General features: G+C 59.5%; 17 protein-coding genes. 12 read left to right on the top strand and 5 right to left on the bottom strand.

Translation table 11 applies throughout. The features are described 5' to 3' along the window. Positions 1 to 145 precede the first annotated feature (145 nt). The 11 genes from TX23_RS23740 to TX23_RS23695 all read left to right on the top strand — a co-directional run bounded on the left by TX23_RS23740 (position 146) and on the right by TX23_RS23695 (position 12,046). Positions 146 to 643: a DUF2569 domain-containing protein gene (locus tag TX23_RS23740; RefSeq protein WP_057704293.1), complete on the top strand. Its 498-nt coding sequence runs from the start codon at positions 146 to 148 to the stop codon at positions 641 to 643. Positions 644 to 796: 153 nt separating this feature from the next. Further along, positions 797 to 1,354, top strand: a complete 558-nt coding sequence (locus TX23_RS27595) for a polymorphic toxin type 50 domain-containing protein (RefSeq protein WP_082629704.1) — start codon at positions 797 to 799, stop codon at positions 1,352 to 1,354. Between the two features lies 1 nt (position 1,355). Beyond that, the gene (locus tag TX23_RS23735) at positions 1,356 to 1,676 is read left to right on the top strand and encodes a hypothetical protein (protein WP_057704298.1); all 321 of its coding nucleotides are present in this window, start codon (positions 1,356 to 1,358) and stop codon (positions 1,674 to 1,676) included. A 394-nt stretch (positions 1,677 to 2,070) separates the two neighbouring features. After that, positions 2,071 to 2,703, top strand: a complete 633-nt coding sequence (locus TX23_RS23730) for a hypothetical protein (protein WP_057704292.1) — start codon at positions 2,071 to 2,073, stop codon at positions 2,701 to 2,703. After that, positions 2,700 to 3,287, top strand: a complete 588-nt coding sequence (locus TX23_RS23725) for a hypothetical protein (protein WP_057704291.1) — start codon at positions 2,700 to 2,702, stop codon at positions 3,285 to 3,287. Before TX23_RS23730 ends, TX23_RS23725 begins: the two co-directional genes overlap by 4 nt. A gap of 69 nt (positions 3,288 to 3,356) precedes the next feature. Next, the gene (locus TX23_RS23720) at positions 3,357 to 5,960 is read left to right on the top strand and encodes an autotransporter family protein (RefSeq protein WP_057704290.1); all 2,604 of its coding nucleotides are present in this window, start codon (positions 3,357 to 3,359) and stop codon (positions 5,958 to 5,960) included. Between the two features lie 286 nt (positions 5,961 to 6,246). After that, the gene (locus TX23_RS23715) at positions 6,247 to 6,987 is read left to right on the top strand and encodes an AraC family transcriptional regulator (RefSeq protein WP_057704297.1); all 741 of its coding nucleotides are present in this window, start codon (positions 6,247 to 6,249) and stop codon (positions 6,985 to 6,987) included. Positions 6,988 to 7,269: 282 nt separating this feature from the next. Next, the gene (locus TX23_RS23710) at positions 7,270 to 8,751 is read left to right on the top strand and encodes an efflux transporter outer membrane subunit (protein ID WP_057704289.1); all 1,482 of its coding nucleotides are present in this window, start codon (positions 7,270 to 7,272) and stop codon (positions 8,749 to 8,751) included. Further along, a complete protein-coding gene (locus tag TX23_RS23705; RefSeq protein WP_057704288.1) occupies positions 8,748 to 9,899 on the top strand; it encodes an HlyD family secretion protein in 1,152 nt (383 codons plus the stop codon). Before TX23_RS23710 ends, TX23_RS23705 begins: the two co-directional genes overlap by 4 nt. Next, entirely contained in the window at positions 9,892 to 11,436 is a 1,545-nt protein-coding gene (locus tag TX23_RS23700) for an MDR family MFS transporter (RefSeq protein ID WP_057704287.1), read from the top strand. Before TX23_RS23705 ends, TX23_RS23700 begins: the two co-directional genes overlap by 8 nt. Positions 11,437 to 11,578: 142 nt before the next feature. Beyond that, complete coding sequence (locus TX23_RS23695; protein ID WP_057704286.1) at positions 11,579 to 12,046, top strand: SRPBCC family protein; 468 nt, start codon at positions 11,579 to 11,581, stop codon at positions 12,044 to 12,046. 119 nt (positions 12,047 to 12,165) lie between these two features. On the opposite strand, the gene TX23_RS23690 is transcribed toward TX23_RS23695, so the two are convergent. Together TX23_RS23690 and TX23_RS23685 are read right to left on the bottom strand one after the other, a co-directional pair. Next, complete coding sequence (locus tag TX23_RS23690; protein ID WP_057704285.1) at positions 12,166 to 17,121, bottom strand: hemagglutinin repeat-containing protein; 4,956 nt, start codon at positions 17,119 to 17,121, stop codon at positions 12,166 to 12,168. Positions 17,122 to 17,227: 106 nt separating this feature from the next. After that, positions 17,228 to 18,943 carry a ShlB/FhaC/HecB family hemolysin secretion/activation protein gene (locus TX23_RS23685; RefSeq protein ID WP_057704284.1) on the bottom strand — a complete coding sequence of 572 codons (1,716 nt, stop codon included), beginning with the start codon at positions 18,941 to 18,943 and terminating at the stop codon, positions 17,228 to 17,230. 472 nt (positions 18,944 to 19,415) lie between these two features. Here TX23_RS23685 and nadA point away from each other — a divergent pair, with 472 nt between their 5' ends. Beyond that, positions 19,416 to 20,474 carry a quinolinate synthase NadA gene (gene nadA, locus TX23_RS23680; RefSeq protein ID WP_003193840.1) on the top strand — a complete coding sequence of 353 codons (1,059 nt, stop codon included), beginning with the start codon at positions 19,416 to 19,418 and terminating at the stop codon, positions 20,472 to 20,474. Between the two features lie 569 nt (positions 20,475 to 21,043). Here nadA and TX23_RS23675 read toward each other — a convergent pair. The 3 genes from TX23_RS23675 to gcvT form a co-directional block, all read right to left on the bottom strand. Then, entirely contained in the window at positions 21,044 to 21,532 is a 489-nt protein-coding gene (locus tag TX23_RS23675) for an RDD family protein (RefSeq protein WP_057704283.1), read from the bottom strand. A gap of 94 nt (positions 21,533 to 21,626) precedes the next feature. After that, on the bottom strand, positions 21,627 to 21,839 hold the full coding sequence (locus TX23_RS23670; protein WP_007253000.1) for a cold-shock protein: 213 nt from the start codon (positions 21,837 to 21,839) through the stop codon (positions 21,627 to 21,629). A gap of 393 nt (positions 21,840 to 22,232) precedes the next feature. Further along, a complete protein-coding gene (gene gcvT / locus TX23_RS23665) occupies positions 22,233 to 23,357 on the bottom strand; it encodes a glycine cleavage system aminomethyltransferase GcvT (RefSeq protein ID WP_057704282.1) in 1,125 nt (374 codons plus the stop codon). Positions 23,358 to 23,393: the final 36 nt, after the last annotated feature.

Genomic DNA, 23,393 nt, shown 5'->3' with positions numbered 1-23,393 from the left:
GACGGGGCTTAGAGGTTTGTTGGGTTATAAATATCCCCCCCCCCCCCCCCCCCCCCCCCTGAATAATTAAATCTGTCCCCTTTATTCCGTCCCCTTTATTCCGGGAAGTGGGTAGATAAAATATAGTCTAATCAAAGGAGTTTGTATGGACGAAGAAAGTCGTTTGAGTGGTTTAAAAGGCTGGTTATTGCTGGTAATGGTTGTCTTGTTTATAAGTCCGTTGCGGATAATGTACGAGGTTTTTCCAGCTTATTACTCTTTCTTTATGACGGAAGGGGTTTTTGAGTACGTAACCACGCCAGGTACAGAAGGGTATCTTCCATATTTTTTGACTTTTTTAGTGTCGGAAATGCTATTTAATACGTTGTTGATTTTAGCTTATGTTTATTTGCTTTATTTGTTTTTCACAAAAAGCTATCTTTTTCCACAGTTGTTTATAGTTGTTTTTTTTGTATCATTAGTTTTTATTCCTTTGGATGCTTGGCTTGGATCGTTTTTTGATTCAAGTATGTCGATTGATAATCCAGAGGTTAAAAAAGAAATGATGGGCTCGCTAATTTCTGCATGTATATGGGTGCCATATATGGTGGTATCTAAGAGGGTGAGAGCAACGTTCGGCGTGGGGAGAAGTAACAAAGAATAAGGGGTAGGAGGGAAAAGGAGGCGATTTATCTTTTAACAGAAAAGTAACAGAAAAGGGACAGATTTATTTTTTGCTTAGAGGTGTTTTTCTTGGGTTAAATAAATCTGTCCCCTTTTCGCTGGTCCCCTTTTCGCTGAGCATTCGGTAGGCGCGATGGTTGATTCGCTCAAAGCCAAATGGGGGCTTAGCGATGCGCAGGCGCAAGCAATCACGGATGACCTGAAGGTTGCGCTGGCGGTGGGGTTAGGGACTGCGGCTGGCGCGTTGGCTTATAAGCGTGCGATGGCGAGTGCGGCGAAAGAGACACCGTCTAAAAATCCAAACGGGACGAGTGCGCGGACTGATTCGGAAGCTGGTACGCTGGTTGATAGGAATATTGTAGATGCGAGTGCAAAAGCGACAGGTAAACTGCCTGTTCCCAACGACCTTCCGACAAATATCCATACAGGACAGCAGGGGAAACATATCAGAGGCCACAATAACTTTGAGGAAGGACGTAGTTATTTTAATAATGGCGTCGACCCGGCTGAACTTTTAGGTGGAGTCCACAGTGGTAAATATCCGATCGTTGGTGCCGGGGCTCGTGGTAACCCAATTGTGGATTTTGGAAGACCGATAGGTATTGACGGGCGGACAGGGCAGCCTGTAACCAAAGGTCAAGTCCACTATGGGAAAAATGGTGCCCATATTGTTCCAGATGCGAGGAACTGAGATGCTATTCGCGACAAAATTGCCGGATTGGCTCGTGGCGTGCTTCCGCATTGCGCTGCTTGGCGAGATATACCCTAATATTAGAGCCATCGCTGTCGGATATCATGATAGTGGTTTCGTGTTAATTCGATACTATGTTGATCGTCAGCCAACAGACTTTGATTTGGAGAGCCTGGAGGTTGTAGCTACAAATTTAGATGCACTGGGAGGGAAAGAGCAGGCGATCAACAAAATTGATATTCAGTGCGTGCATGCGGCGGGTGCTAAGCGAGATTTAGATCCGATTAGTGGATTTGTATACTCTAGGCGAGAGCACGAATAAAGTGGTGCAAAAGGAGTAGCCACGTTCCCTGATGGGACGAGTTTTAATCCAAAAAAAGGGGACCAAAAAAAGGGACAGATTTGAATGGCGCTTACTTAACCTTCTTCGGATGTCCATTTTTCCTAACCTCGGCCCTTGCCGCCGAACGCGTTTGCATCAGGGGAAAAAAGGGGACAAGGGGACGGATTTATTTGATTAGTCTTTTTGTATGAAAAAGGGACGAAAAAGGGGACAGATTTGAATGGCACTTACTTAACGTCCACGATTATCAACTTTTCTAAAATCGGCCCCTTCCGTCTATAAAGGCTGCACATACAAAGAGTATGGCATCCCCCCCACCGCTGCACCTCTAGTTACATCCTGATCAACCACACCCCCCAAATAAGGACATTCCGTGCTCCAAACCCTCCTCAAAACCGCCGCACTCCTCACGGCATTGTCCCTGACCGGCTGCGTCTCCTACACCGTCACCGGTCCATTGAGCGCTCCTCCCCATCCCGCGAAAGTCAGCAGCCCCCGAGCCGCACAAATCGCCGATGTTTCCGTTGCTATCCCTGACGCTGACGACGCCACCCGCACCGCCATCAGCCGTTCACTCACCCATCAGCTCAACCAATACGTTAAGGCCGGTGGTTATTTCAAGGATGTCACCGAATACCCGGTGCGCCTGGGCGAGAACGACGTGGTGCTCAAGTTCAACATGACGTCGCTCAAGGGCCATCGCGCGCCGCACCCTGCTTACATCCCCGGGGCTTTGTTGACGCTGACGATCTGGATTTGGGTAAACGGGCCCATCTACGTCGACAGTTTCGATATGGCCGGTGATCTGGCGATCGTTGACCGTAACGGCAAAGAACTGGCTGCCGCCAAGGAGCAGATCAAGTTTGAGCACAACGTGGGGCTTTACGGGCGGGAGTATTGGTCGCCGGTGATGGGGGTCAAGAAGTTGAATGAACTGGTTTCAACGCTGCTCGATAACGCCACGGCGAAGTTGGCACAACCACAACTTAAGGAAGAACAAAAATGATCGGTTCAATCAAGCACTGTGTGGTGCTCGCTGCGGTTCTGTTGTCTGGCTGCGTGACGTATTCGCAAAACGAGTTGCCTCCCGTTCAGACGTGGCCACCCACGGCCAATGCGCCGCAGCAGAAGCCGAAGGTGTTCGTGCGCACCACGGTCATGAATCAGGTCAACGGTGGGCCGGCCAATACGGCTGCGGGGGCTGCAGCAGCGGTTGGGGAGGCGACGGTTGCCGAGGGCTTTCGTGAGTCGGGGCGTTTTGCGTGGGTGAGTACGGATAAGGCCGAGGCGGATCTTTATGTTGAGGCCACCTTGTACAACAACGAACAGTTCAGCATGGCGTCGGCCATCATCACCGGGGTGACGTTCTTCATTATCCCTTCTACCGCAAAGAACACCTTCACCCTGGAGACCGTATTCAAGGACAAGGACGGCAAGGAGCTGGGCCGTGTGCGCAAGAGCGAGTCGCTGCGTACCTGGATGCAATTGCTGTTGATCGTTGCCGTGCCTTTCCGCCAGGACACCCAAGAGGTGGTGCAGGCCCTGACCCGCAGCACGTTGGATGAGGCGGTGCAGCGGCGCTTGTTGTAGTCATTGGTTTTATATCTGTAATCGCCAGGGTTTATGGGCGATGCCTTCTGTCGTACATGGAGTTTTCAAATGAAGCAAAATCCGTTCAAGCAAAAACTGTTGGCCGTAGTGGTCGGTGCAATCAGCAGCCAGGCAATGGCCGTTGAAGTGGATCTGGGTCAAGGTAAAACCTCGTGGAAGGGCGAGGCGTTCAATGAGTCTCTGATTTTCACCGGAAGGCTGACTGAGGCGACCAATCAAACGCCCACCCCCGACTCTGGCACTACTATGTTGATGGGCGTGAGTGTTTCCAGTACCAGCATTCAAGGTTCGTTGATCAATCGTGCTGATATTGTGATGACCTCCGACGGACGTTACATCCGGGCGTTTGCCGTGGACCCATTCGGTTTTGCAATTGACGGCTCGACCCCCAGTACGATTACGGGCGATGTGATTCAGGCCGGTAACATCACCATGAACAATGGCGGTTACGAAGGTTTTGAGATTGGTAATGCAGTGATTGGTGGCAGTGTTATCAACTCTGGCACTATCAAATCAACGCCTGTTGTATCGGACGTCTCTGCTGTCAATGGCACGTTTGGCGGCGAGGGCATGTTCCTGCATAACTCCCAAGTGGCAGGCGACGTGGCTAATACAGGCGTGATCGAAATGGCGGGTGATGAGGTGGTGGGTCTGGCGGTGGATGGCCCGCGAGCGTACCCGATCAATATCGGCGGAAAAATCATCAACTCCGGTACCATCACCGCAACGGGCCAGCGCGCCTGGGGCATAGAGGTTGAAACCACCACCAGTGCGCTGCGCATCGAAAACAGTGGACTGATTTCCGTGAATGGCTCTGATTCAGCCGGACTCATTTTTTATGCAGGTACCGTCGACTCCATCCTCAACACCGGCACGCTCCAAGCCCAAGGCACCAACGGCAAAGCGATCGATCTCCTGGGCGCCACCTTCACCCAAAACCCCCCCATCGGCTCCCGCGGCATCATTAACCGCGGCACGATCATCGCCGATGGCACGGCCATCTCTGTCGACGCAGCCGAGCAAACCTCCACCTTCGAAATCAACCAACAAGCCGGTGAAATCCGCAGTAATTCCGGAATCGCCATCGACGCAGCCAACCGCGCCAGCCTCAACTGGACCGGCGGCAAAATCGTCGGCGACGTGCTCAACGTCAGCGCGGTGAACATCGCCGGCCAGGCTGACTTTTCCGGCAGCCGCATCATCGCGCCGGTGTCGATCAACTCGGGCTCCTTAAACCTTGCGGCCCCGGGCACGGTGCTCACCGGTGACCTCAACATCGCCAGCGGTGCAGGCATTGATATGCGCCTGGCCAACAGCGTGGTGCCGACCACGCCATACCTGACGGTCAACGGTGCGGCGAATTTCGCTCAGGCATCGAAAGTAACCTTGAGCGCCAACCCAGGCGATTTCACCCCCGTGCCGAGCGGCACCGAATACACCTTGCTGCAAGCCAGCAGTGTGCAGAACAACGGCCTGTCGGTTGCCAGCACTTCGTCGTTGCTGGACGTGCTCAGTTATTCGGCCGACGCGCAAACGGTCAAGGCCGTGGTCGGCTTGAAGAGCAATCAGCAAGTGCAAGAGGAACTGACCGGCGCGGGCGCTACTGAGCCGGTTGTCACTGTGGTCAACGAAGCAAAAAATGACGTGCTCGGGCAGTTGGCAACGGATGATCCGGTGTTCCAGGCCCTGGCCAACGCAGGCACCGCGCAGCAGTTGGCGCAAGTGGGCGAGCAACTCAAGCCGGACGTCAACCGTGGCGCGCTGGACGTGGCCTTGTCGGGCCAGACGGTGATCAATGGCGCGATCCTCAATCGCCTCTCGGGCCAGCGTGATAATCGCGAAGCCGTGGGTGCGTGGTTGCAAGGCTTGAGCAGCAACATGGATCAGGATGGTCGTGGCGGCGACAACGGTTATTCAGCCAACAGCAGCGGCATGGCGGTGGGTGTGGATGGTCGTTTGAACGACAGCACCACGGTGGGTGTGGCGTACAGCTATCTCAATTCCAACATCCATTCGGACTTGGGTAACAAGACCGACGTGCAGGGCCATGCGCTGTCGTTGTACGGCAACTGGTCGCTGCAGAACTGGTTTGTCGACGGCAGCTTGAGCTACGGCCATAACGACAATGACAGCAAGCGCCGTGTGGCGGGTACTACCGCCAAGGGCAGCTACGACAGCAATGTGTTGTCGGCCAGCGTACTGGGCGGCTACAGCTTCAAGCTGTCGGATGCTGCCGTGATAGAGCCGCGAGTGGCGGCGCGTTATTCCAACGTGCACATGGACAGCTTCACCGAGAAGGGCTCTTCGGCGGCGCTGAGCACCGGCTCGCAACGCTATGAGGTTGGCGAGTTGGGTGCGGGTGTGCGCTTGGCCGGCAATTTCCCGTTGGCCACCGGCAGCCTGCAACCGGAAGCCACCTTGATGGCTTATCACGACCTGATGGGCGACCGCGTCGCGCAAACCTCCAGCTTTGTGCTGGGTGGTTCGGCGTTTACCGTCACGGGCGCTTCGGTCGCACGTGACAGTTACGAAGCCAGCCTGGGCCTGAATTATCAGGTATCGGCGCTGACCGTGGGCGCCAGCTATACCCGCCAGGCTCGTAGCGGGTTTGATGCTGATGGTGTGATGGTCAAGGCGCGTTACGCGTTTTAGGGTTAAACCCGAACAGGGGCTCTTTGCGAGCCCCTGTTATCCCCAAAGCAATAATCTTTTTTCCTGAAATCTACTCGCCGATATTTTGGTTTTTTTAATTTTTCCTCGACGTTTTTCCCTAATACCCACCCCAATACGCAATTCCCCTCACCCTTTCTTTGTTTAGTATTGAGTCCAGTGGCCACTGAGCCCCAATGGGTCACGCTGTTCAAAAAAAGGAGAAGCGACATGATGCCCAAGGAACCTTCCAACAGTGGCCGACCTAACCTGTTCGCGGCTTGCTGAAATGAACGCGCATACCTCTTTGGCAGCCCTCGCCGGTAACTACGTGCACGGCGACATCGTGGCTGCCCACCGACATGACGAGGGCCAACTGGTCTATGCCATCAACGGTGTGATGCTGGTGTCGGTGCAGCAGGCAACCTGGGTGCTGCCTTCCGGGCACGCCCTGTGGGTGCCCCCGGCGATGGAGCATCAGATCCGCATGACCGGCGAGGTGCGTATGCGCACCTTGCTGATCTCGCCGGGGGCGCACGGTCGGTTGGCGCAGGAGTGTGAGGTCATCAGGGTTTCACCCTTGCTGCGCGAGCTGATTGTGGCTGCGGGCGATGAGCCTGACAGCCAGCCGGCGTCGTTGCGTCATGTGCAGATTGTCGAGCTGATTTTCTCGGAGCTTGACCGTGCGCAGCGGGTACTGGCGCATGTGTCGATTCCGGATGAGCCCAGGCTTAAGGCGCTGTGCGCGGACTTTATCGACGACCCTTCCCGGGAATCGAAACTGGAGCATTGGGCGGCACAACTGAATATGAGTTCACGCACCCTCGCTCGGCTGTTCCAGAAAGAACTGGGCATGAGTTACGGCGAGTGGCGCAAGCGCACGCGGTTGCTGCTCAGCATGCAGCGGCTGGCCTGTGGGGCCTCCATTTTAGAGGTGGCCCTGGAGCACGGTTACCAAAGCCCGAGTGCATTTACCGCGATGTTCAAGCGCACCCTGGGTTACACGCCGAGTCACTGTCGCCTGGTCTGAATTCACAGCGGTAGCCGTGACTGGCACTTTGGCGAGGGGCGACGAAGGTCCAATGTGGGAGCTGGCTTGCCTGCGAAAGCGGTAGTGCAGCAACAGATGCACCGACTGACACACCGCCTTCGCGGGCAAGCCTGCTCCCACATTTCTGAACGAGTTCGATGCGCGATTCATAAGCGCCGCCCACCTTGTCCCAATCGAAACGATGGTTGTCCAGAACTCGGGAGATGCGTACCCCGTTGCGCTTTTACCCTGCATCTCTACTTGGCCTTCTGGATTTTTTCGATGGGTTCGCCTTCTTTTTCCCCACGGCATGGCCGTCTCTCGCTGTTTGGCGTGGCGGTGGCGTTGTTGGCGGGTTGTTCATCCTGGGTCGCGCATACACCGGCACAGCCTCATCCGGAACGCATCAATGCCCTGAGTCGTCTGCCGCTAGGCGTTTCGGCCCAGGCATTACCCGAGCGTTGGTGGCAGCTGTACAACGATCCGCAACTCGATGCGCTGGTGCAACAGGCGTTGTTGCACAACCGTGATCTGGCAGCAGCTCAGGCCCATGTGCAGGCGATGCTGGCCGGGATCATGCAGGCTGATGCCGAGCGCTGGCCGTCCACCCAGGCGTCACTGGGGGCGGCTTACGGCAAGACCGCCGATGATCAAACCCTGGCCAGGGCCACCGATAGTCATGCGCCGTCGGAGTGGGCGTTCAACCCAGGCTTGGAGCTGGCCTATCAAGTGGATGTGTGGGGCCAGGTTCAGCGCACCATCGAACGAGCCCAGATACAAGCCGCAGCGGCGCAGGATGCCGAAGACCTGCTGCGCATTACGGTCGCGGCGCAAACCACCCGCGCTTATGTGAATGCCTGCGCCTTGGGCGCGCGTGCCCAGGTTCAGCGCCACTCGCTGCAAGTGGTCGGGCGCAGCCTGGCGTTGATTGATCGCCAGCGACAGGCCGGAGTGGTGACCGACCTTGAATACAGCCGCATGCAAGCCCTGCAAGGCGAAACCCAGGCGCTGCTGCCGATGCTGGAGGCGCGTCGACAAGCCGCGCTGTACGAGCTGGCAATGCTGACCGGCGTGGCTGATCTGGACCAAGGCGCAGGCGCCGCCACCTGTGAAGAGGTGCCCCAACTCAATGCCGAGTTGCCGGTGGGCGATGGCTGGCAATTTTTGGCGCGCCGCCCCGATATCCGGCAGGCCGAGAGAGCGTTGCAGGCGGCCACGCTGCAAGTGGATATCGTCCAGGCCGACCTGTACCCCAAGGTCACCTTCGGCGCTTCAGTATCGTCCTCGGCCAATAAACCCCATGAGCTGGGCGACAGCAGCGCGCTGATGTTCGGCATCGGCCCGCTGATCACCTGGCAGTTCCCTAACTGGCGAGCCAATCGCGCGCGGGTCAGGCAGGCGCGAGCGCTTGAGCAAGTGGAGGTGGCGCAGTTCGAGGCCAGCGTGCTCAAGGCCCTCAAGGAGGTGCGTCAGGCCCTGGCGTTATACGACGGCGAGCGCCAGCGCCACGCGGCCTTGAGCCAGGCGCTGGAGAGCAGCCGCCACGCCTACAGGTTGGCCCAATTCAACTATGACGCGGGGGCTATCGACTTTCTCGACGTGCTGGACAGTGAGCGTGAGCTGATCCGCTTGCAGGCCACCCGCGCCGACGCCGATGGCCGGTTGCTGCAACGCCAGATCGGCCTGTTTCGGGCGCTTGGCGGTGGTTGGCAGCCTTCAGCGCCCACCCACGCTTACACCACTTTTTCCGGTACCCAGCCATGAATATCGCTGTTGATGAAAAAACTGCTGTCCAGGACGAACAGGCACACACGCGCAACCCACACCGCAAAAGGCATTTGCTCCTGCTGGGCGGTGCTGTGCTGTTGATCGCGGCAGTGGTGTTCGGCGTGTACTGGATGACGGTCGGCCGCTACCTGGAGCAGACCGATGATGCCTATGTGCGGGCCGACTGGATTCCCATCAGCCCGAAGGTCTCAGGCTACGTGGCCGAGGTGATGGTAGAGGATGATCAGCCGGTCAAGGCAGGGGATGTGCTGGTGCGCATCGAGGACCGTGACTACCAGGCCCGCTTGGCACAAGCCCGCGCAGAACTGGCCGAGACTCAGGCCTCGGTGGCAGCGCAAGAGGCCAACATGAAAGTCACTGACAGCCTGATCGCCCAGCAAAAAGCCGGCGTTGACCAGGCTCAGGCTCACGCCCGCAGTGTGGCCGCCGAACTGCGCCGCGCAAGCCTCGACCAGCGCCGCTACGAAGGCTTGGTGCGCGACCACGCCGCCAGCGCCCAGCGTCTGGAAACCGCCGCCGTCCGTTACAGTCAGGCCACTGCCGCGGTGGAAATCGCCAACGCGATGCAACGCCAACAGGACACCCGCTTGACCGTGGCCGTCACCCGACGCCAGTTGGCCCAAGCCTCGCTCCAGCAGCAGATAGCACGGCGCAGCCAGGCCGAGGCGCAGTTGAACCTGGCGACTCATGCCCTGGAGGACACCTTGATCCGCTCGCCCATCGACGGGGTGGTGGGGCAGCGCAAAGTGCGCACCCGTCAATACGTCGCGCCAGGTTTGCCGCTGCTGGCGGTGGTGCCCGTGCAACAGGCTTATGTGGTGGCCAACTACAAGGAAACCCAGCTGCGCGATATGCGTGTCGGCCAACCGGTGGCTATCAGCGTCGACAGCTATTCGGGGCGCAAGCTCAAAGGCCATGTGGTGAGTTTCTCGCCAGGTTCCGGGGCGGTGTTCGCACTGTTGCCGTCGGACAACGCTACCGGCAACTTCACCAAAATCGTGCAGCGCTTTCCCGTGAAGATCGTCATTGATGAGCATGACGAAGGCGGGCCTATTCTGCCGGGTATGTCGGTGATCACCACGGTGGACACCCGCCCAGCTAATCAGGGCGTTGCACATGACTGAAGCGGCTGAAAAGAGCGCGTCGTTCCGCGCCTGGGTGGCGGTGATCGGCGGGCTGTTCGGCTGTTTCATGGCCGGCATGAACGTACACGTGACCAGCGCCGCGCTGCCGGAGATCGAGGGTTCACTGGGGGCGACGTTCGAGGAAGGCTCATGGATTTCCACCGCTTACCTGGTCGCGGAGATCGTGATGATTCCGCTGACCGCATGGCTGGTGCAGGTGTTCTCCCTGCGTCGGGTGATGCTCGTCGGCTCGTTTGTATTTTTGGTGGCGTCGATTGCCTGCTCCTGGGCGCCCAACCTGGAAGTGATGATCATCATTCGGGTGATCCAGGGCGCTGCCGGCGCGGTGCTGATCCCGTTGTCATTCCAGTTGATCATCACCGAGCTGCCGCCCAGCAAGATCGCGATGGGCATGGCCTTGTTCGCGTTGTCCAACAGCGTCGCCCAGGCCGCCGGGCCGTCCATTGGCGGCTGGCTGACCGATGCCTATTCCTGGCGCTGGATCTTCTACCTGCAACTGGCTCCCGGCATTCTTTTGCTGTTGGCGGTGGCATGGTCCATCGATGCCAAGCCCATGCAGTTGAGCCTGCTCAAGCGCGGCGACTGGGGCGGGATCATCGCCATGATCGTCGGCCTGGGTGGCTTGCAGATCGTGCTGGAAGAAGGTGGCCGCAAGGACTGGTTCGGCTCCGATTTCATTGTGTGGATGTCACTGATTGCCGGCGTTGCCTTAGTGTACTTCGTGCTGTCGCAGTTGTATGGCAGCCGCGCCTTCATCAACTTGCGCCTGCTCAAGAGCTACAACTTCGGCGTGGCCAGCGCAGCGATGTTCATCTTTGGCGCGGCCACTTTCGGCCTGGTATTCCTGGTGCCCAATTACCTGTCCCAGTTGCAGGGTTACAACGCGCGGGAGATTGGCATCAGCCTGATCGCCTACGGCATGGTGCAGCTGGTACTGGCGCCGTTCATGCCGCGCCTGATGAAGTGGCTCAACCCGAAACTGATGGTCGCCAGTGGCTTTTTCATCATGGCCCTGGGGGGCTACCTCGGTGCGCACCTGGATGTCGACAGCGCCGCCAACGTGATTATTCCTTCCACTGTGGTGCGGGGCATCGGGCAGCCGCTGATCATGGTGGCGCTGTCGGTACTGGCGGTGTCTGGCCTGGCCAAAGACGAAGCCGGCTCTGCCTCGGCGTTGTTCTCCATGCTGCGTAACCTTGGCGGCGCCGTTGGCACGGCGGGCCTGACGCAGATCGTCGCCCTGCGCGAACGCTTTCATTCCGAGCGGGTAGGGGAGTCGATCACGCTGTTTTCCCCGTCCTTGCAGGAGCGCCTGCGCACCAGCATGGCTGACAGCGAGGACTTCGTATTCAATCAGTTGTTGCCCGCTCAACAGCAGGTTATCGAGGGGTTGCTCCACACCGTGCGTCGCGAGGCGTACCTGATGGCCTACAGCGATGCGTTCTATGTGTCCTGTGTCGCTTTGATCCTGTGTGGCGTGGCTGCCCTGGCATTACGGCAACCGGCAAAGAACTGAGCTCGAAACCGCCGACGCCGCGCCAATATTCCGCTATTGCCTACAGCACCACGTCGAGGTCGTCACGATTGGCAGAGGAGCGCAGTGCCACAATAGCCGCCTCGAACAATCGAGATCATCTGAACAAAGAAGGAGCTTTCTCGTGCAAGGTTTTGAACCCGATACCCTGGTGCGTAACCCGGTCGGTAACCCTGTGGTCGCCCGCGTCAGCGTGAATGGCGATGCGCGCAGCGTGTGGAGCATCGTCGGAGATTTCGCCGGTTTCGCGAAGTTTATTCCGGCGTTGTCCCATATCGAAATGACGGGCGAGGGCGTGCGTTCGGTCCGCAAGAAGCTGTTCAAGGATGGCAATGTGGTGGTTGAGCAACTCAACAGCTATGACGACCAAGCCATGACCATGACCTGGTCGCTGATTTACACCTCGCTGAACATTGGCAACCTGTGGGCGCTGATGGAAGTGGTGCCACAAGGCTCGAACCAGAGCCTGGCGACCTGGACCATCATTGGCCAGTCGTACACGGGCGGCAAGGAAGACGTACCGGCGTTCGAAGCCTTCCTGCAAGGCTTTGCCGATGACGCGATGAAGAACGTACAGGCACTCTTCAACTGATGTGTAGGAGCGAGCTTGCTCGCGAAAAACCTGAGGGCGCCGCGTACTCCAAACATGCCGGCGTCATCGTTTACGTTCTTCGCGAGCAAGCTCGCTCCTACAGTGGGGGGGCATTATCGTTAGTTGATGGCTTGATCAATCCCCGCCTGCAAGGTTTGGCTTTCACTGTGCCCGCCGGCTCGCAACAGGCCCAGGTTGAAGGCTTGATCCTTGCGCGTGGCGTAGTCGTGTTTCTGGGTCAGTTCGTCCTTGGCGCCCAGGGCCAGGTTGACCGGTGACTTCGAAACGTTCAGCCCGACATCGGCGCGGTAGTCGCTGCCGGCCAGTGTGGTTGCGGTGACCTTGGAGCCACCCAGCTCGACCTTGCCATTGGTTGCACTGATCCGCGCGCCCGTGAGCTGCGTATCACCCTTCACCAGCAGGTTGACGCCGTGGCTTGCGCGAATGCCTGACGCTTGGGTGACGCTGTCTTTGGCTACCTGGCTGACATCCAGATACAGGGTCGGGGTGTAGCTGGTGTTGCCGCTCTTGTCGCCGAACAACACGCTTTCGGCGGTATTGGCCACCTTGCTGCCGGTGGTGTCTTTGCCACTGACGGTGTAGCTGTCGCTGGTTTTTGGCCAGACCTTATCCTTGAAGCCAGACAAGCGCGTGCCCAGGGCATCGGTCTTGTCTGCCAGGTAAGCCTTGGCCTTGTCCACGCGAGTACCGAAGGCGCCACGGGGTTCCGGGTTCACGTCGTAGCTGCCACTGCGGGTGAGCTTTTCGCCCAGGCGCTCCTTGGCATTGACCACGCTGTTGACCACGCTGTCCTTGGCCGAAGCCAGGTGCCCGGTGCCTTTGTCGACGACGTTCTCCAGCTTGTCGCGATGCTTGTCGAACGCGGCTTCAGCCTTGGCTTGTACCTTGTCCTTCAGTGGGCCGCTGGCTTTGGCCAGCTTATCCACCACCCCCGGCTGGTTTTTTTCGACATCCAGCCTGGCGTCGACATTTACCTGGGTGCTGTTGACCTGATCCTTGCGGCTTTCGACGACGAGGTCGCCGCCCACCGTGCCGTGCACCTTGTCGGCGTCGATACGCGCTCCGGCCAGGTGGGTATCGCCAGCACTGTTGAGGGTGACGTCACCCGTCGTGATCACGCTGTTGTGCTGCGTGGTGCCTTGCAAGTGATCCACATCGACCTTGACCCGCCCATTGATGCCGCGCTGGGTCTTGGGTGTCTCGTGTTCACCTGCGTCGGCCAAGGTGGTTTTGCCGACGCTGCCCCCTGCCCCCAGGGTCACGCCCCAGTTGCCATGGGCCTGGGTCGATTGCGCAGACTCTTGCAGGATGCCGCCGTTTTGCGCATCGAGGCTAACGCTGGCTGCGCTGACCTGAGTGCCCTGCAAGTGGATGGCATCGGTTGCATCAGCGCCGCTGGCGAGGCTGACCTTGTCGTTGCTGTGCAGTTGCCCGACGGCCACGCTCTGATCATCTTCGGCCACCTTGCCGATGTTGAAATTGGCGCTGAGGTTACCGGTCTTGCTGCTGCTTTCGGCGCTGCTGGTCTTACCGGCGCCGAGTGTCAGGCCGCCGCCCAGGTTGCTGCCGCTGCTGACGTGGCGGTTGGTGGCGGCTTGCAGGTCCAACTTACCGCCGGCATTGAGGCTGATATCGCCGGTCTTGGCGGCGGCGCTGCCGATCTGCGTGCCTTGCAGGGTCATGTCGCCGCCGCTGCCGAGTTGGATCGGCCCGTTGCCCTGGAGCGTCGCGACGTGGGCCTGGCTGTCTTGGGTGTCCAGGCGCTGATTATCCAATTGCACACCGGCACCGAGGTTGATGTTGGTGCCATTGGCGCCGGGCGCGGTGCCCACGGTCAGTGACGCGTTACCGCGCAACGTGCTGCTGGTGTTGCTCTGGGTGTCGTTGGCCTGGTTGAGCGCCAACTCGCCGCCGGTCTTGAGGTTGACGCCTGCCTGGCCGCCGTTGAACTGGCTGCCTTCATAACTCGCATCGCCCTGGGTCTGGATGCTCACGCCCTGGGTGCCCGCGTAGCTGCCGACCACCGCCGTGCTGCCGGCTTGGCGTATATCACGGCTGCCGCCGCTGCCGCTGCCGCGTACATTCACATCCTCTCCGGTGGTGGTGTAGACCCGCACGCCGACCTTGGCGTCCACGCCTTGCTCGCTGCTGCTGTGGGTATTGGCCGCCGCCTTGGCCACATGCTCGCCCGCATTGATGGTCAGCCCGCCATCGGTGGCGCGGTATTGCGTGCCCTCATCCTGCAACTTGCCGGCGATATCGACCTGCACCGTGGCACCACTGAACTGGCTGACCACGGCGGTGCTGTCCTGTTGTGTGCGGGTGCTGTGGGTATGCCCCACTTCCACATCCAGCCCGACGTTGGGCTGTTCGAATGCGTCCAGCAAACCCGGCTGGTGGAACTTGGCCTGGGCCACGCCTTCGACGGCTTTTTCGATCGGGCGGGTAATGCCTTTGTATTCCACGTTGGCGCCGACATCGGCGCTCCAGCCGTTTTGCTTGTGGGTGCTGGTCTCGGTGGACTGGGCGGCCAGGTTGTCGATCCGGCCTGCGTTGACGCGCAACTCGGTGCCGGCCTTGGCTTGTGCGCCCTCGCTGGTGAAGGTGTTGCCAGCGTTGATGATCAGCTTGCCGGCCGCGGCTACGGTGCTGGTTTGCGCGGTGGTTTTTTCAGTGGTGTCGTGGCTGCTCTGGTGGCTGAACTGAGCGCCATTGCCTGCCCGATCAATGCCGCCGGTGTAGTAGAAACTGCCGCCGGTGGTGGTTTTGTCGACGGCTTCGCTGCGCTTGTCGTGGGCAGCCAACAGCTCGACGTTTTTGCCGCTCAGGCTCGCATCGCCTTCGGTGGCCTTGAGGTGGGATCCGGTGATGCTGACATCGCCACCGGCGCTAACCGCCACACTGGCGCCGTTGAGGCTGGACGTCTGCTGCCCGGTGGTGTCGGTCTGACGGGTTTGCTGCTGGTCTTCATAGCTCAGGCCCGCACGGTACTGGCGGCTGACACCTTCAGTTTGCTTGGCGTAGCCATCGAAGCCGCGGGTATGGGTGCTGGTGGTGTCGTGGGCAGTGTTCTGCGCCGCAACGACCTTGATATCGCCCTTGGCATCCGCTTGCAGTTCACCTGCGGCGGTCACCTGAGAGCCGCTTACGGTGATGTCCCTGGCGCTTTGCAGCTTGAGGTTGCTGTCTGAGCGCAGGTTGCTGGCAACCACGGTGCTGTCCTTGAGGTTTTTGCGGCTTTCATCCTTGGAGATGCCGAAGAATTTACTGTCGTTGCTGTAGCGGTTGTCGTGGGAGGTGTCTTGTACGCCGTCGATCACCAGCGAGCCTTTGTCGCTGATGACACTGGCCTGCTTGCCGCCTCGGGCCTGGCTGCCGCTGATGCGCACATCGTCGGCGCGAACGATCAGCTTGCCGTCGGCATTCACCTTGCTGGCGGTGTTCAAGGTCTTGCCCTGGTTGCCGTCGCCGTTCTTGCCGAAGAAGCTGCCGCCGGTAAGGTCGCCTGCGTAGGTGTTGTCGCTGCTGCTTTGGGTACGGCTGGCGCTGGCGATCTCCACCTTGCGGCCTGCCAACTGAATGTCCCCTGGGGTTTTCAGCTCGGCGCCCTGCAATTGCAGTGTCTGTTTACTGGTCAGCGCCAGCGTGTTGCCGGCCTTGAGGCTGCTGGTGATGCTGCGCTGTTCGCTGCTGGATTTGTCCCAGTTGGCTTTCCACAGGTGCTTGCGGTGGTTGCCCTGATCACGGGTCTCATGGGTTTCGGTAGCGGCGTTCACCTGAAGGTCGGCGCCGCTGTTGACGCGCAAGTTGTTGCCTGCTTCGACGTGGCTGGCTTTGATGTCGGCCTTGGCGCCGGAAGACAGCGCCGCGTCCTGTTGCGCGACGAGCGTGTTGCCGTGCTGGCGCGAATCCTTGTCGGTGGTGGTGCGGTCGTAGGTTTCGTAGGTGAACAGGAAGTTGCTGTTGTTCCACTGTTCGCGTTTTTCCTGCAGCTTGCGGCTTTCCAGGCTGCTGAGGGTGAGGTTGCGCCCGGCATCGAGTTTGACGTTGCGCCCGCTCACGTCGGTGGCGGCGAGGTTCAAGTCATTGGCGCTGTGCAAGTCGATATCGCCCTGGCGGCTCTGTACCCCGGCGCGGGTGGCGTCGAGGCTGTTGGCATGCACCTGGCCGCTGATGTCGAGGTCGCCCGCCGAACGGATTTTCACCCCGTCAGCGCCTTGCACCTGCACGCCACCCACACGCACCCCGGCCCCTTCGGCGGTGCTGATGATATTGATCCGCCCGGCCTGCATCGCCCCGAACAGGCGCGCGTCGATGCGTTGGTCCTGGGTCTTGCCGACCGGGTCGACCTGACGCACCTCGCCGCTGGCGAAATCCACCTGGTTGCGACCGACCGTGAGGTTCAATTGGTCACGAGCACTGAGGCGACCCTCGCTGTCGATGCGTGGCGCGATCAGGTTGATGGAACCCTCGCGGTTATGCAGGCCCTGGCCCTGAATCGTCAGTTGGCCATTGGCATCGCGGGTGCTCAAGGCTTGCAGCTTGCCGTCGTTGAGTTCCGGGCGGCCCACCACCAGGTTGGCATTCGGGGTGTTGATGAAACTGCCGCCATTGACCGAAATGCCGTTGGGGTTGGCCAGCACATAATCGGCAGCCTGGCCGAAAATCTCTTGGGCGCCGTTGAGGGCCGAGGCATTGCGGCTGATCACTTCGTTGAGGATCACGCTCGCCGCCTGGCCCTGGAACTGCGGGTTGGCCGCCAGTTGCCCGGCCAGTTGGGACTGGCCGGCCTGCAAGGCGTTGTTCAACACCAGGCCCTGGCGGTCGACGTTGTAGTCCAGAAACTGGTTATGGGACAGGCCGCCGGCATTCGGCGCGACGATGTTGACGATGGGTACACCGCCCTGGTCTTGCAGCTGCGGCGTGCCGCCGGGGCCTGTGACGACGGTCACGCCGCCAGCCAGTACCAGCTGTGGCAGCAGAAACAGGCTGGCAATGGCCCAGCGCAGTTTGCCCTGGGGGGAGAGGTGAAAGCTGTGTGAAGTAGTCGGCATAAATATTCTCGCTCTGTGTTGGCTGATCCGCGACGTGCGTTGTTCGTTGCAACGCTGCTGTGGTGGTCAGGTACGGCGGTTGTCTCAGGCTAAAAACAGCGGTGGTTCATATTTGCAGGCTCAGGCGTGTCAGCCAGACCTCCGGCTCCTGGCGAAAACCTGTGGGGGTGTTGAGGTTGCGTTGGTAATCGAAGTCCAGTTGCACGTTCTTCCAGCTCAGGTTGAGCCCCGCGCTGGCGCCGCTCAGGCGTTGGCTCCGAGCGCCGTATTCGTGCTTGACCCAAGCGTTGTCCAGGCCCAGGCGCGGGGTGATCTTCACTGGCAAGTTCGTGTTAAGCGGCAGGCGCAAGGTGTTGCGCCACACCGCGCCAATGGCGCCGGAGCTGCTGTTTTCGCGGTAGCCACGCACGGCCGAGTCATCGGTGATCAGCAGCTGTTCGATGGCAGGTAGTGCATCCGGGCTGTACTGCACCGACAGCTGGCTTTGCCACTGCCACGGCTGCGCTGACCATTGGCCGTTGCGCCATTGGGTGAGGTTGGCGCGGTACTTGTGGAACTGCGCCTTGGGGCGGTTTTTCTGTACCTGGTCGGCATCCCGATCGGCGCCGAACCAGGTCAGGCCCTGGGCGTAATTGACGTCCAGGTTCCACACCGCACTGTTGAGCCAGAACAGGTTCAGGCCCGCTTCGGCTACCGTCAGCGTCGGGCTCTGAATGTCCAGGCGAGCCTTTTGCAGGTAACTGTCGACGTCTTTGTACGCCAGTTGCAGGTTGGCGCTCAGTTGATGGCCCTGGTCGCGCCACAGCACGCGGTCGCTGCGCAGGCTGAGCTGATCGGTGCGGCCACTGTTGTAAAGCGTCGTACGGCTGAGCTTGAACGGTGAACGGTATTCGGCATGGCTGGCGAACAGGCTGTAGGTCCAGTAACCGTAAGGGACGGAGTAGAACAGGCTGTGGCTGCGGCTGTAGCGCGGCCCATGGTTGAGCGTGTCGCTGAAGCTCAGGTTGAGCGAATCGTTGATTTGCAACGGGCTGTCCAGGCTCAAGCTGATGGCGTTGCGATCACGCCCGGTGCCGGCGCTGCCGAGGTTATCCACCCCAAGCCCGAGCGCCCAGCGCGAGGCACTGCTGCGCGAGCGCAGGATGATGCGCGAGGCGCCCGCTGTGCTGCCGGGGGCGATGTCCGCGGTCAGGTCCACCGAGCGCAGGCGGTTGAGCTGGTCCAGCCCCTGCTCCAGGTCGCGCAGGTTCAGCGGCTTGCCGAGCATCCCGGGGAATGCCCCGCCCAGCGACACCGGCAGGCTTTGGTCGGCCAGCTCGATGGCCTCCAGGTAGCCTTCTTCGACATGAATATCCAAGGGTTGCCCGGCGGCCGGCGCACTGATCAGGTACGGCCGGCTGGCGATATAACCCGCGTCGACGTACAGCTGGGTGATCTGCGCCAGCAGGCGGTTGATCTGTGTGACGCCCATGCAAGCGGCCACGTAGGGCTCGATGTGTTTATCCAGCTCGCTGCGGGTGAACAGCGTAACGCCGGCCAGACGCGTACCGTTCAGGGGCCAGCAACGTTCATCCTGGGCAGCCTCTTTTGGCAAGGCCGGTGTGGCCGGTTGCGTGCCGAAACTGCCGCGCTGCATTTGACGCTGGCGTTGCTCCAGTTGTAATTGCTGCAAATCGCGCTGCTGTTGCTGCTGCAAGCGCAGCGCTTCCTGGCCGGGCTGCGGGCCATCGGCGGCAGCCACCGGCAGCGCCCACAGGCAGAGCAGGGCGAGGCCCAGTTTCCGGGTACAACACAGGTGTGCGGTTGAGAGCTGATGTGGCACTCGACTTCCTTAAACGTAGAAATACACGCGATGCATCCGCCCGAGCCAAACGGTGAACTCAGCGGGGCTTGCCACACTTGAGTGAGTGGTAGACGGTTTGTTACATCGTTGTAGGATTTATCACACAAAACGTAAGAAAGGTCGTGTAATTAAGTGTCTTTGTGCACATTTTTGGTGCGAGGCGAGTCGTTCAGGCCCGATATTCCTGAGTTTCGAGAAGCCTGAGTGGGGAAGGGGAAGCTTTGATTGTTGTTCAGAAGGCGCTTAATCGTCGCGGTGCGATCGAGGCACGGCAGCTTGCTTCGTTGCCAGATTAGGCTTTTGAATCCATTGGATATTCTGTAGCCTTGCGCAGCTTTAAGCTTTACCCGTGCTTGATGAACAAAAACACTTCGTCCGGCGGCGCCCGAAGGGCTCCCGAGCCGGTGGTACACTCGACTTTCGCGCTACTGCGCCTGCAGGTCTTGCGAACATGACGCACATTTCCGAACGCCTACTGGTTCAAGCCCACCTCGACGCCAAACAGCCCAAGGTGCTCAGCGCTGCTGAGGAGGCAAGCTTGCGCACTGCCATCGCCGCCGAGCTCAAGGCTCAGGACGCGGTGTTGGTCGCCCACTTCTATTGCGACCCGGTGATTCAGGCCCTGGCCGAAGAGACCGGCGGCTGTGTTTCCGACTCCCTGGAAATGGCCCGCTTCGGCGCTGCCCACCCAGCCAAGACCGTGCTGGTGGCCGGTGTGCGATTCATGGGGGAGACCGCCAAGATCCTCACCCCGGAAAAACGCATCCTGATGCCGACCCTGGAAGCGACCTGCTCCCTGGACCTGGGTTGCCCGGTGGATGAGTTTTCCGCATTTTGTGATCAACATCCCGAGCGCACCGTGGTGGTGTATGCCAACACCTCGGCCGCGGTCAAAGCCCGTGCCGATTGGGTGGTGACCTCCAGCTGCGCACTGGAAATCGTCGAGAGCCTGATGGACAACGGCGAGACCATTATCTGGGGCCCGGACAAACACCTGGGCACCTACATCCAGCGTCAGACCGGGGCCGACATGCTGCTGTGGGACGGCGCCTGCATCGTGCACGAAGAGTTCAAATCCAAGCAGCTGGAAGACATGAAGGCGCTGTACCCGGATGCGGCGATCCTGGTGCACCCGGAGTCACCGACTTCGGTGATCGAACTGGCGGACGCGGTGGGTTCCACCAGCCAACTGATCGCTGCGGCGCAGCGCTTGCCGAACAAGACCTTTATCGTTGCCACCGACCGCGGCATCTTCTACAAGATGCAGCAGCTGTGCCCGGACAAAGTCTTCGTCGAAGCGCCCACCGCCGGTAACGGCGCAGCCTGCCGCAGCTGCGCGCACTGCCCGTGGATGGCGATGAATACGCTGGAGCGTACGTTGCAATGTTTGCGTGAGGGCAGTAATGAGATCTTCGTCGAGCCGGCGGTGATTCCGCAGGCGGTGCGACCGCTCAAGCGTATGCTCGACTTCACCCAGGCTGCACGGTTGAAACTGGCCGGCAACGCCTGAACACAAATCAAAATGTGGGAGCAGGCTTGCGTGCGATAGCCATAGGTATCTACACAACTCTGTAGCGATCAACGGTAACCACGATGCGAAGCGAGCCGCTTTTGATCTTAAGCGCCCCGTCAAACCACGCTGGCCGGAATTCGACAGGGATTTGGGGGGTAAACCGGCAGGGATGCCGGTTTAGCCGCCCCGCGCCATGGATGGCGCGTGGCGGCGGCCCCCCAAATCACTGGCGGATTACGGGCACACCGAGCCTAAGCGAGGTGCCGAGTGGTGGGGCAAGAGCCCTTTGGTTACTTTGGGCTGGGCCGGCATTCCGGCTCTTTTCCAAAGTGACCCGCTGTAAAAGCGGAACCCTAAGTGGCCGTTACCGCAGGAATGGATATGTACCCCGACAAACCGCCTTCGCAGGCAAGCCAGCTCCCACATTGGATCGCGGGGCATCAGTTATATCAGGGGCGGCTGCCAGGCCGTCGCGGGAGCAAGCTCCCTCGCCACAGGTCCAGCGTCGTACCGAAATTGTGTAGATACCTATGGCTATCGCAGGCAAGCCAGCTCCCACACTTGAGTTACTTCTTTTGCTTCGGGATCCGCACCAGTTGGGTATCCGAATAGATGTCATGCCAGCTGCGTTTTTGTTTATCGAACAACGACCAGATAAACCCCAACCCCACACACAACCATGACGCAATCGATACCACAAAACGCAACAATGCCTGCCACAGGCTGATCCGCGAGCCGTCGGCGTTTTGCACGCGCACGCCCCACACCTGCATGCCCAGGGTTTGCCCGGAATGGGTCCAGAACTTGGCGAAGAACCCGAACAGCACAAACAACAGGATCGTCGACAGCAACGGGTCACCGTCCAGCGCGCCGGACTCGGTAAGGGTGCGCATCTTCGCTTCGCCGACGAAGGCGATCCACACCAGCTTGTAGATGAACGCCGTGACGATCAGCAGGGCGGTGCACAGCAGGAAATCGTAGAACATCGCTGCCAGGCGGCGGCCCAGGCCAACGGCGGGAAATTCGCCCTGGGGGCTCAACAGGGGTTTGGACATGGCAGGGCTCTCTGGAGAAAGCACGCAGTTTACGCAATGGCGCCCATAAAAAAGCCCCTGATGTCATATCAGGGGCTTTTTGTCGCAGGAAGGATCAGCCTTCTGCTTGTACTTCGTCAGCCTGCAGGCCTTTCTGGCCCTGAACTGAAACGAAGGTGACCTTCTGGCCTTCCTTCAGGCTTTTGAAGCCGTTGCCCTGAATAGCGCGGAAATGCACGAACAGATCCGGGCCGCTTTCAGGAGTGATAAAACCAAACCCTTTCTCGTCGTTGAACCACTTGACGGTACCGCTCTGACGCTCAGCCATTTTCTTCTTTCCTTTGACGCTAAAAATTAATGACAGCCTCTTTCACACGAAAGAGTACTGGGCTGGGTTGCAGGAAAGTAAGAGACGTCGAACGGGTTGTAGCAAACTACTTGAGCTACTGCCCAGGTCCAGGTTCCAAGCGACCCATGCAAACACAGTGGGCAAACTCTACGCCAACTAATATGAAAAAAACAAGCCCTACGCCAGGCCCCGGTTTTACTGGGGCGTATGACACTTTGTTGAATGCAGGGCTGCTGACTTATTCGATAGAGTAGTTCACTTGTTATAGGGGTTTTCCTATAAAAATGGCTATCGTACATGCACTGTTTTATGGCGGTTGCGTTACAGTTTAGTGCACGTTAACGCAACCGCGTTACTTATAGAAACAACCAATCAGCCGCGATAGTAACGTTGCGGTACAAATGGCATTTTACTTACACGTAGTGGCACCTTTTTCCCACGCACCAACGCAGACACTTCGGTATCCAGTGCAGTAAAGGCCGTGTCCAGATAACCCATGGCCAGCGGGCCGCCCAGGCTCGGGCCAAAACCGCCGCTGCACACGCTGCCGATTACGGTGCCCTGGGCATCGACAATTTCAGCGCCTTCACGCACCGGGGTACGCTCCTGCGGCAGCAGGCCCACGCGTTTGCGCGCCACACCGGTTTGCTGCTGGGTGAAGATGCGGTCGGCGCCAGGGAAGCCGCCGGCTCGTGCGCCATCGGCACGCCGAGCCTTGGAAATCGCCCACAACAGGCTGGCTTCGATTGGCGTGGTGTCGGTGTTCATGTCGTGGCCGTACAGGCACAGGCCGGCTTCCAGGCGCAGCGAATCGCGGGCGCCCAGGCCGATGGCCTGCACTTCGGTTTCGGCCAGCAGGCTGCGGGCCAGGCTCTCGGCATTGGCCGCCGGTACGGAGATTTCAAAACCGTCTTCACCGGTGTAGCCGGAGCGGCTGACGTAGCACTCCACGCCCAGCAAACGCAGGGTGGCAAATTGCATGAAGGTCATCTGGGTGACTTCAGGTGCCAGGCGCGCCAATACTTTCACGGCCGCCGGGCCTTGCAGGGCCAGCAGGGCGCGTTCTTCGAACAGCGGTTCGATGGTGCATTGGTCGCCGATATGTGCGCGCAGGTGCGCCAGGTCCTGGTCCTTGCAGGCGGCGTTGACCACCAGGAACAGTTCATCGTTGCCCAGGTTGGCGACCATCAGGTCGTCGAGAATGCCGCCTTGCTCGTTGGTGAACATCGCGTAGCGTTGCATACCCACCGGCAGGTCGATGATATCGACGGGCACCAGGGTTTCCAGGGCCTTGGCGGCATTCGCGCCAGTGAGGCGAATCTGGCCCATGTGGGAAACATCGAACAACCCGGCCTGTTCACGGGTATGCAGGTGTTCTTTCATCACGCCCAACGGGTACTGCACCGGCATGTCGTAGCCGGCGAAGGGCACCATGCGCGCGCCGAGTTCGAGGTGCAGGGCGTGCAAAGGGGTTTTCAACAGGGTTTCGGTGGACATATTCAGCTCCTGAAAAACGTGCCGACGCGCTTGTGG

Origin of the sequence: Pseudomonas paralactis, assembly GCF_001439735.1 — a bacterium.
In the GTDB taxonomy this organism is placed as follows: domain Bacteria; phylum Pseudomonadota; class Gammaproteobacteria; order Pseudomonadales; family Pseudomonadaceae; genus Aquipseudomonas; species Aquipseudomonas paralactis.
The sequence above is the reverse complement of the archived record's forward strand: the minus strand, read 5'-3'. Positions and strand labels throughout refer to the sequence as shown.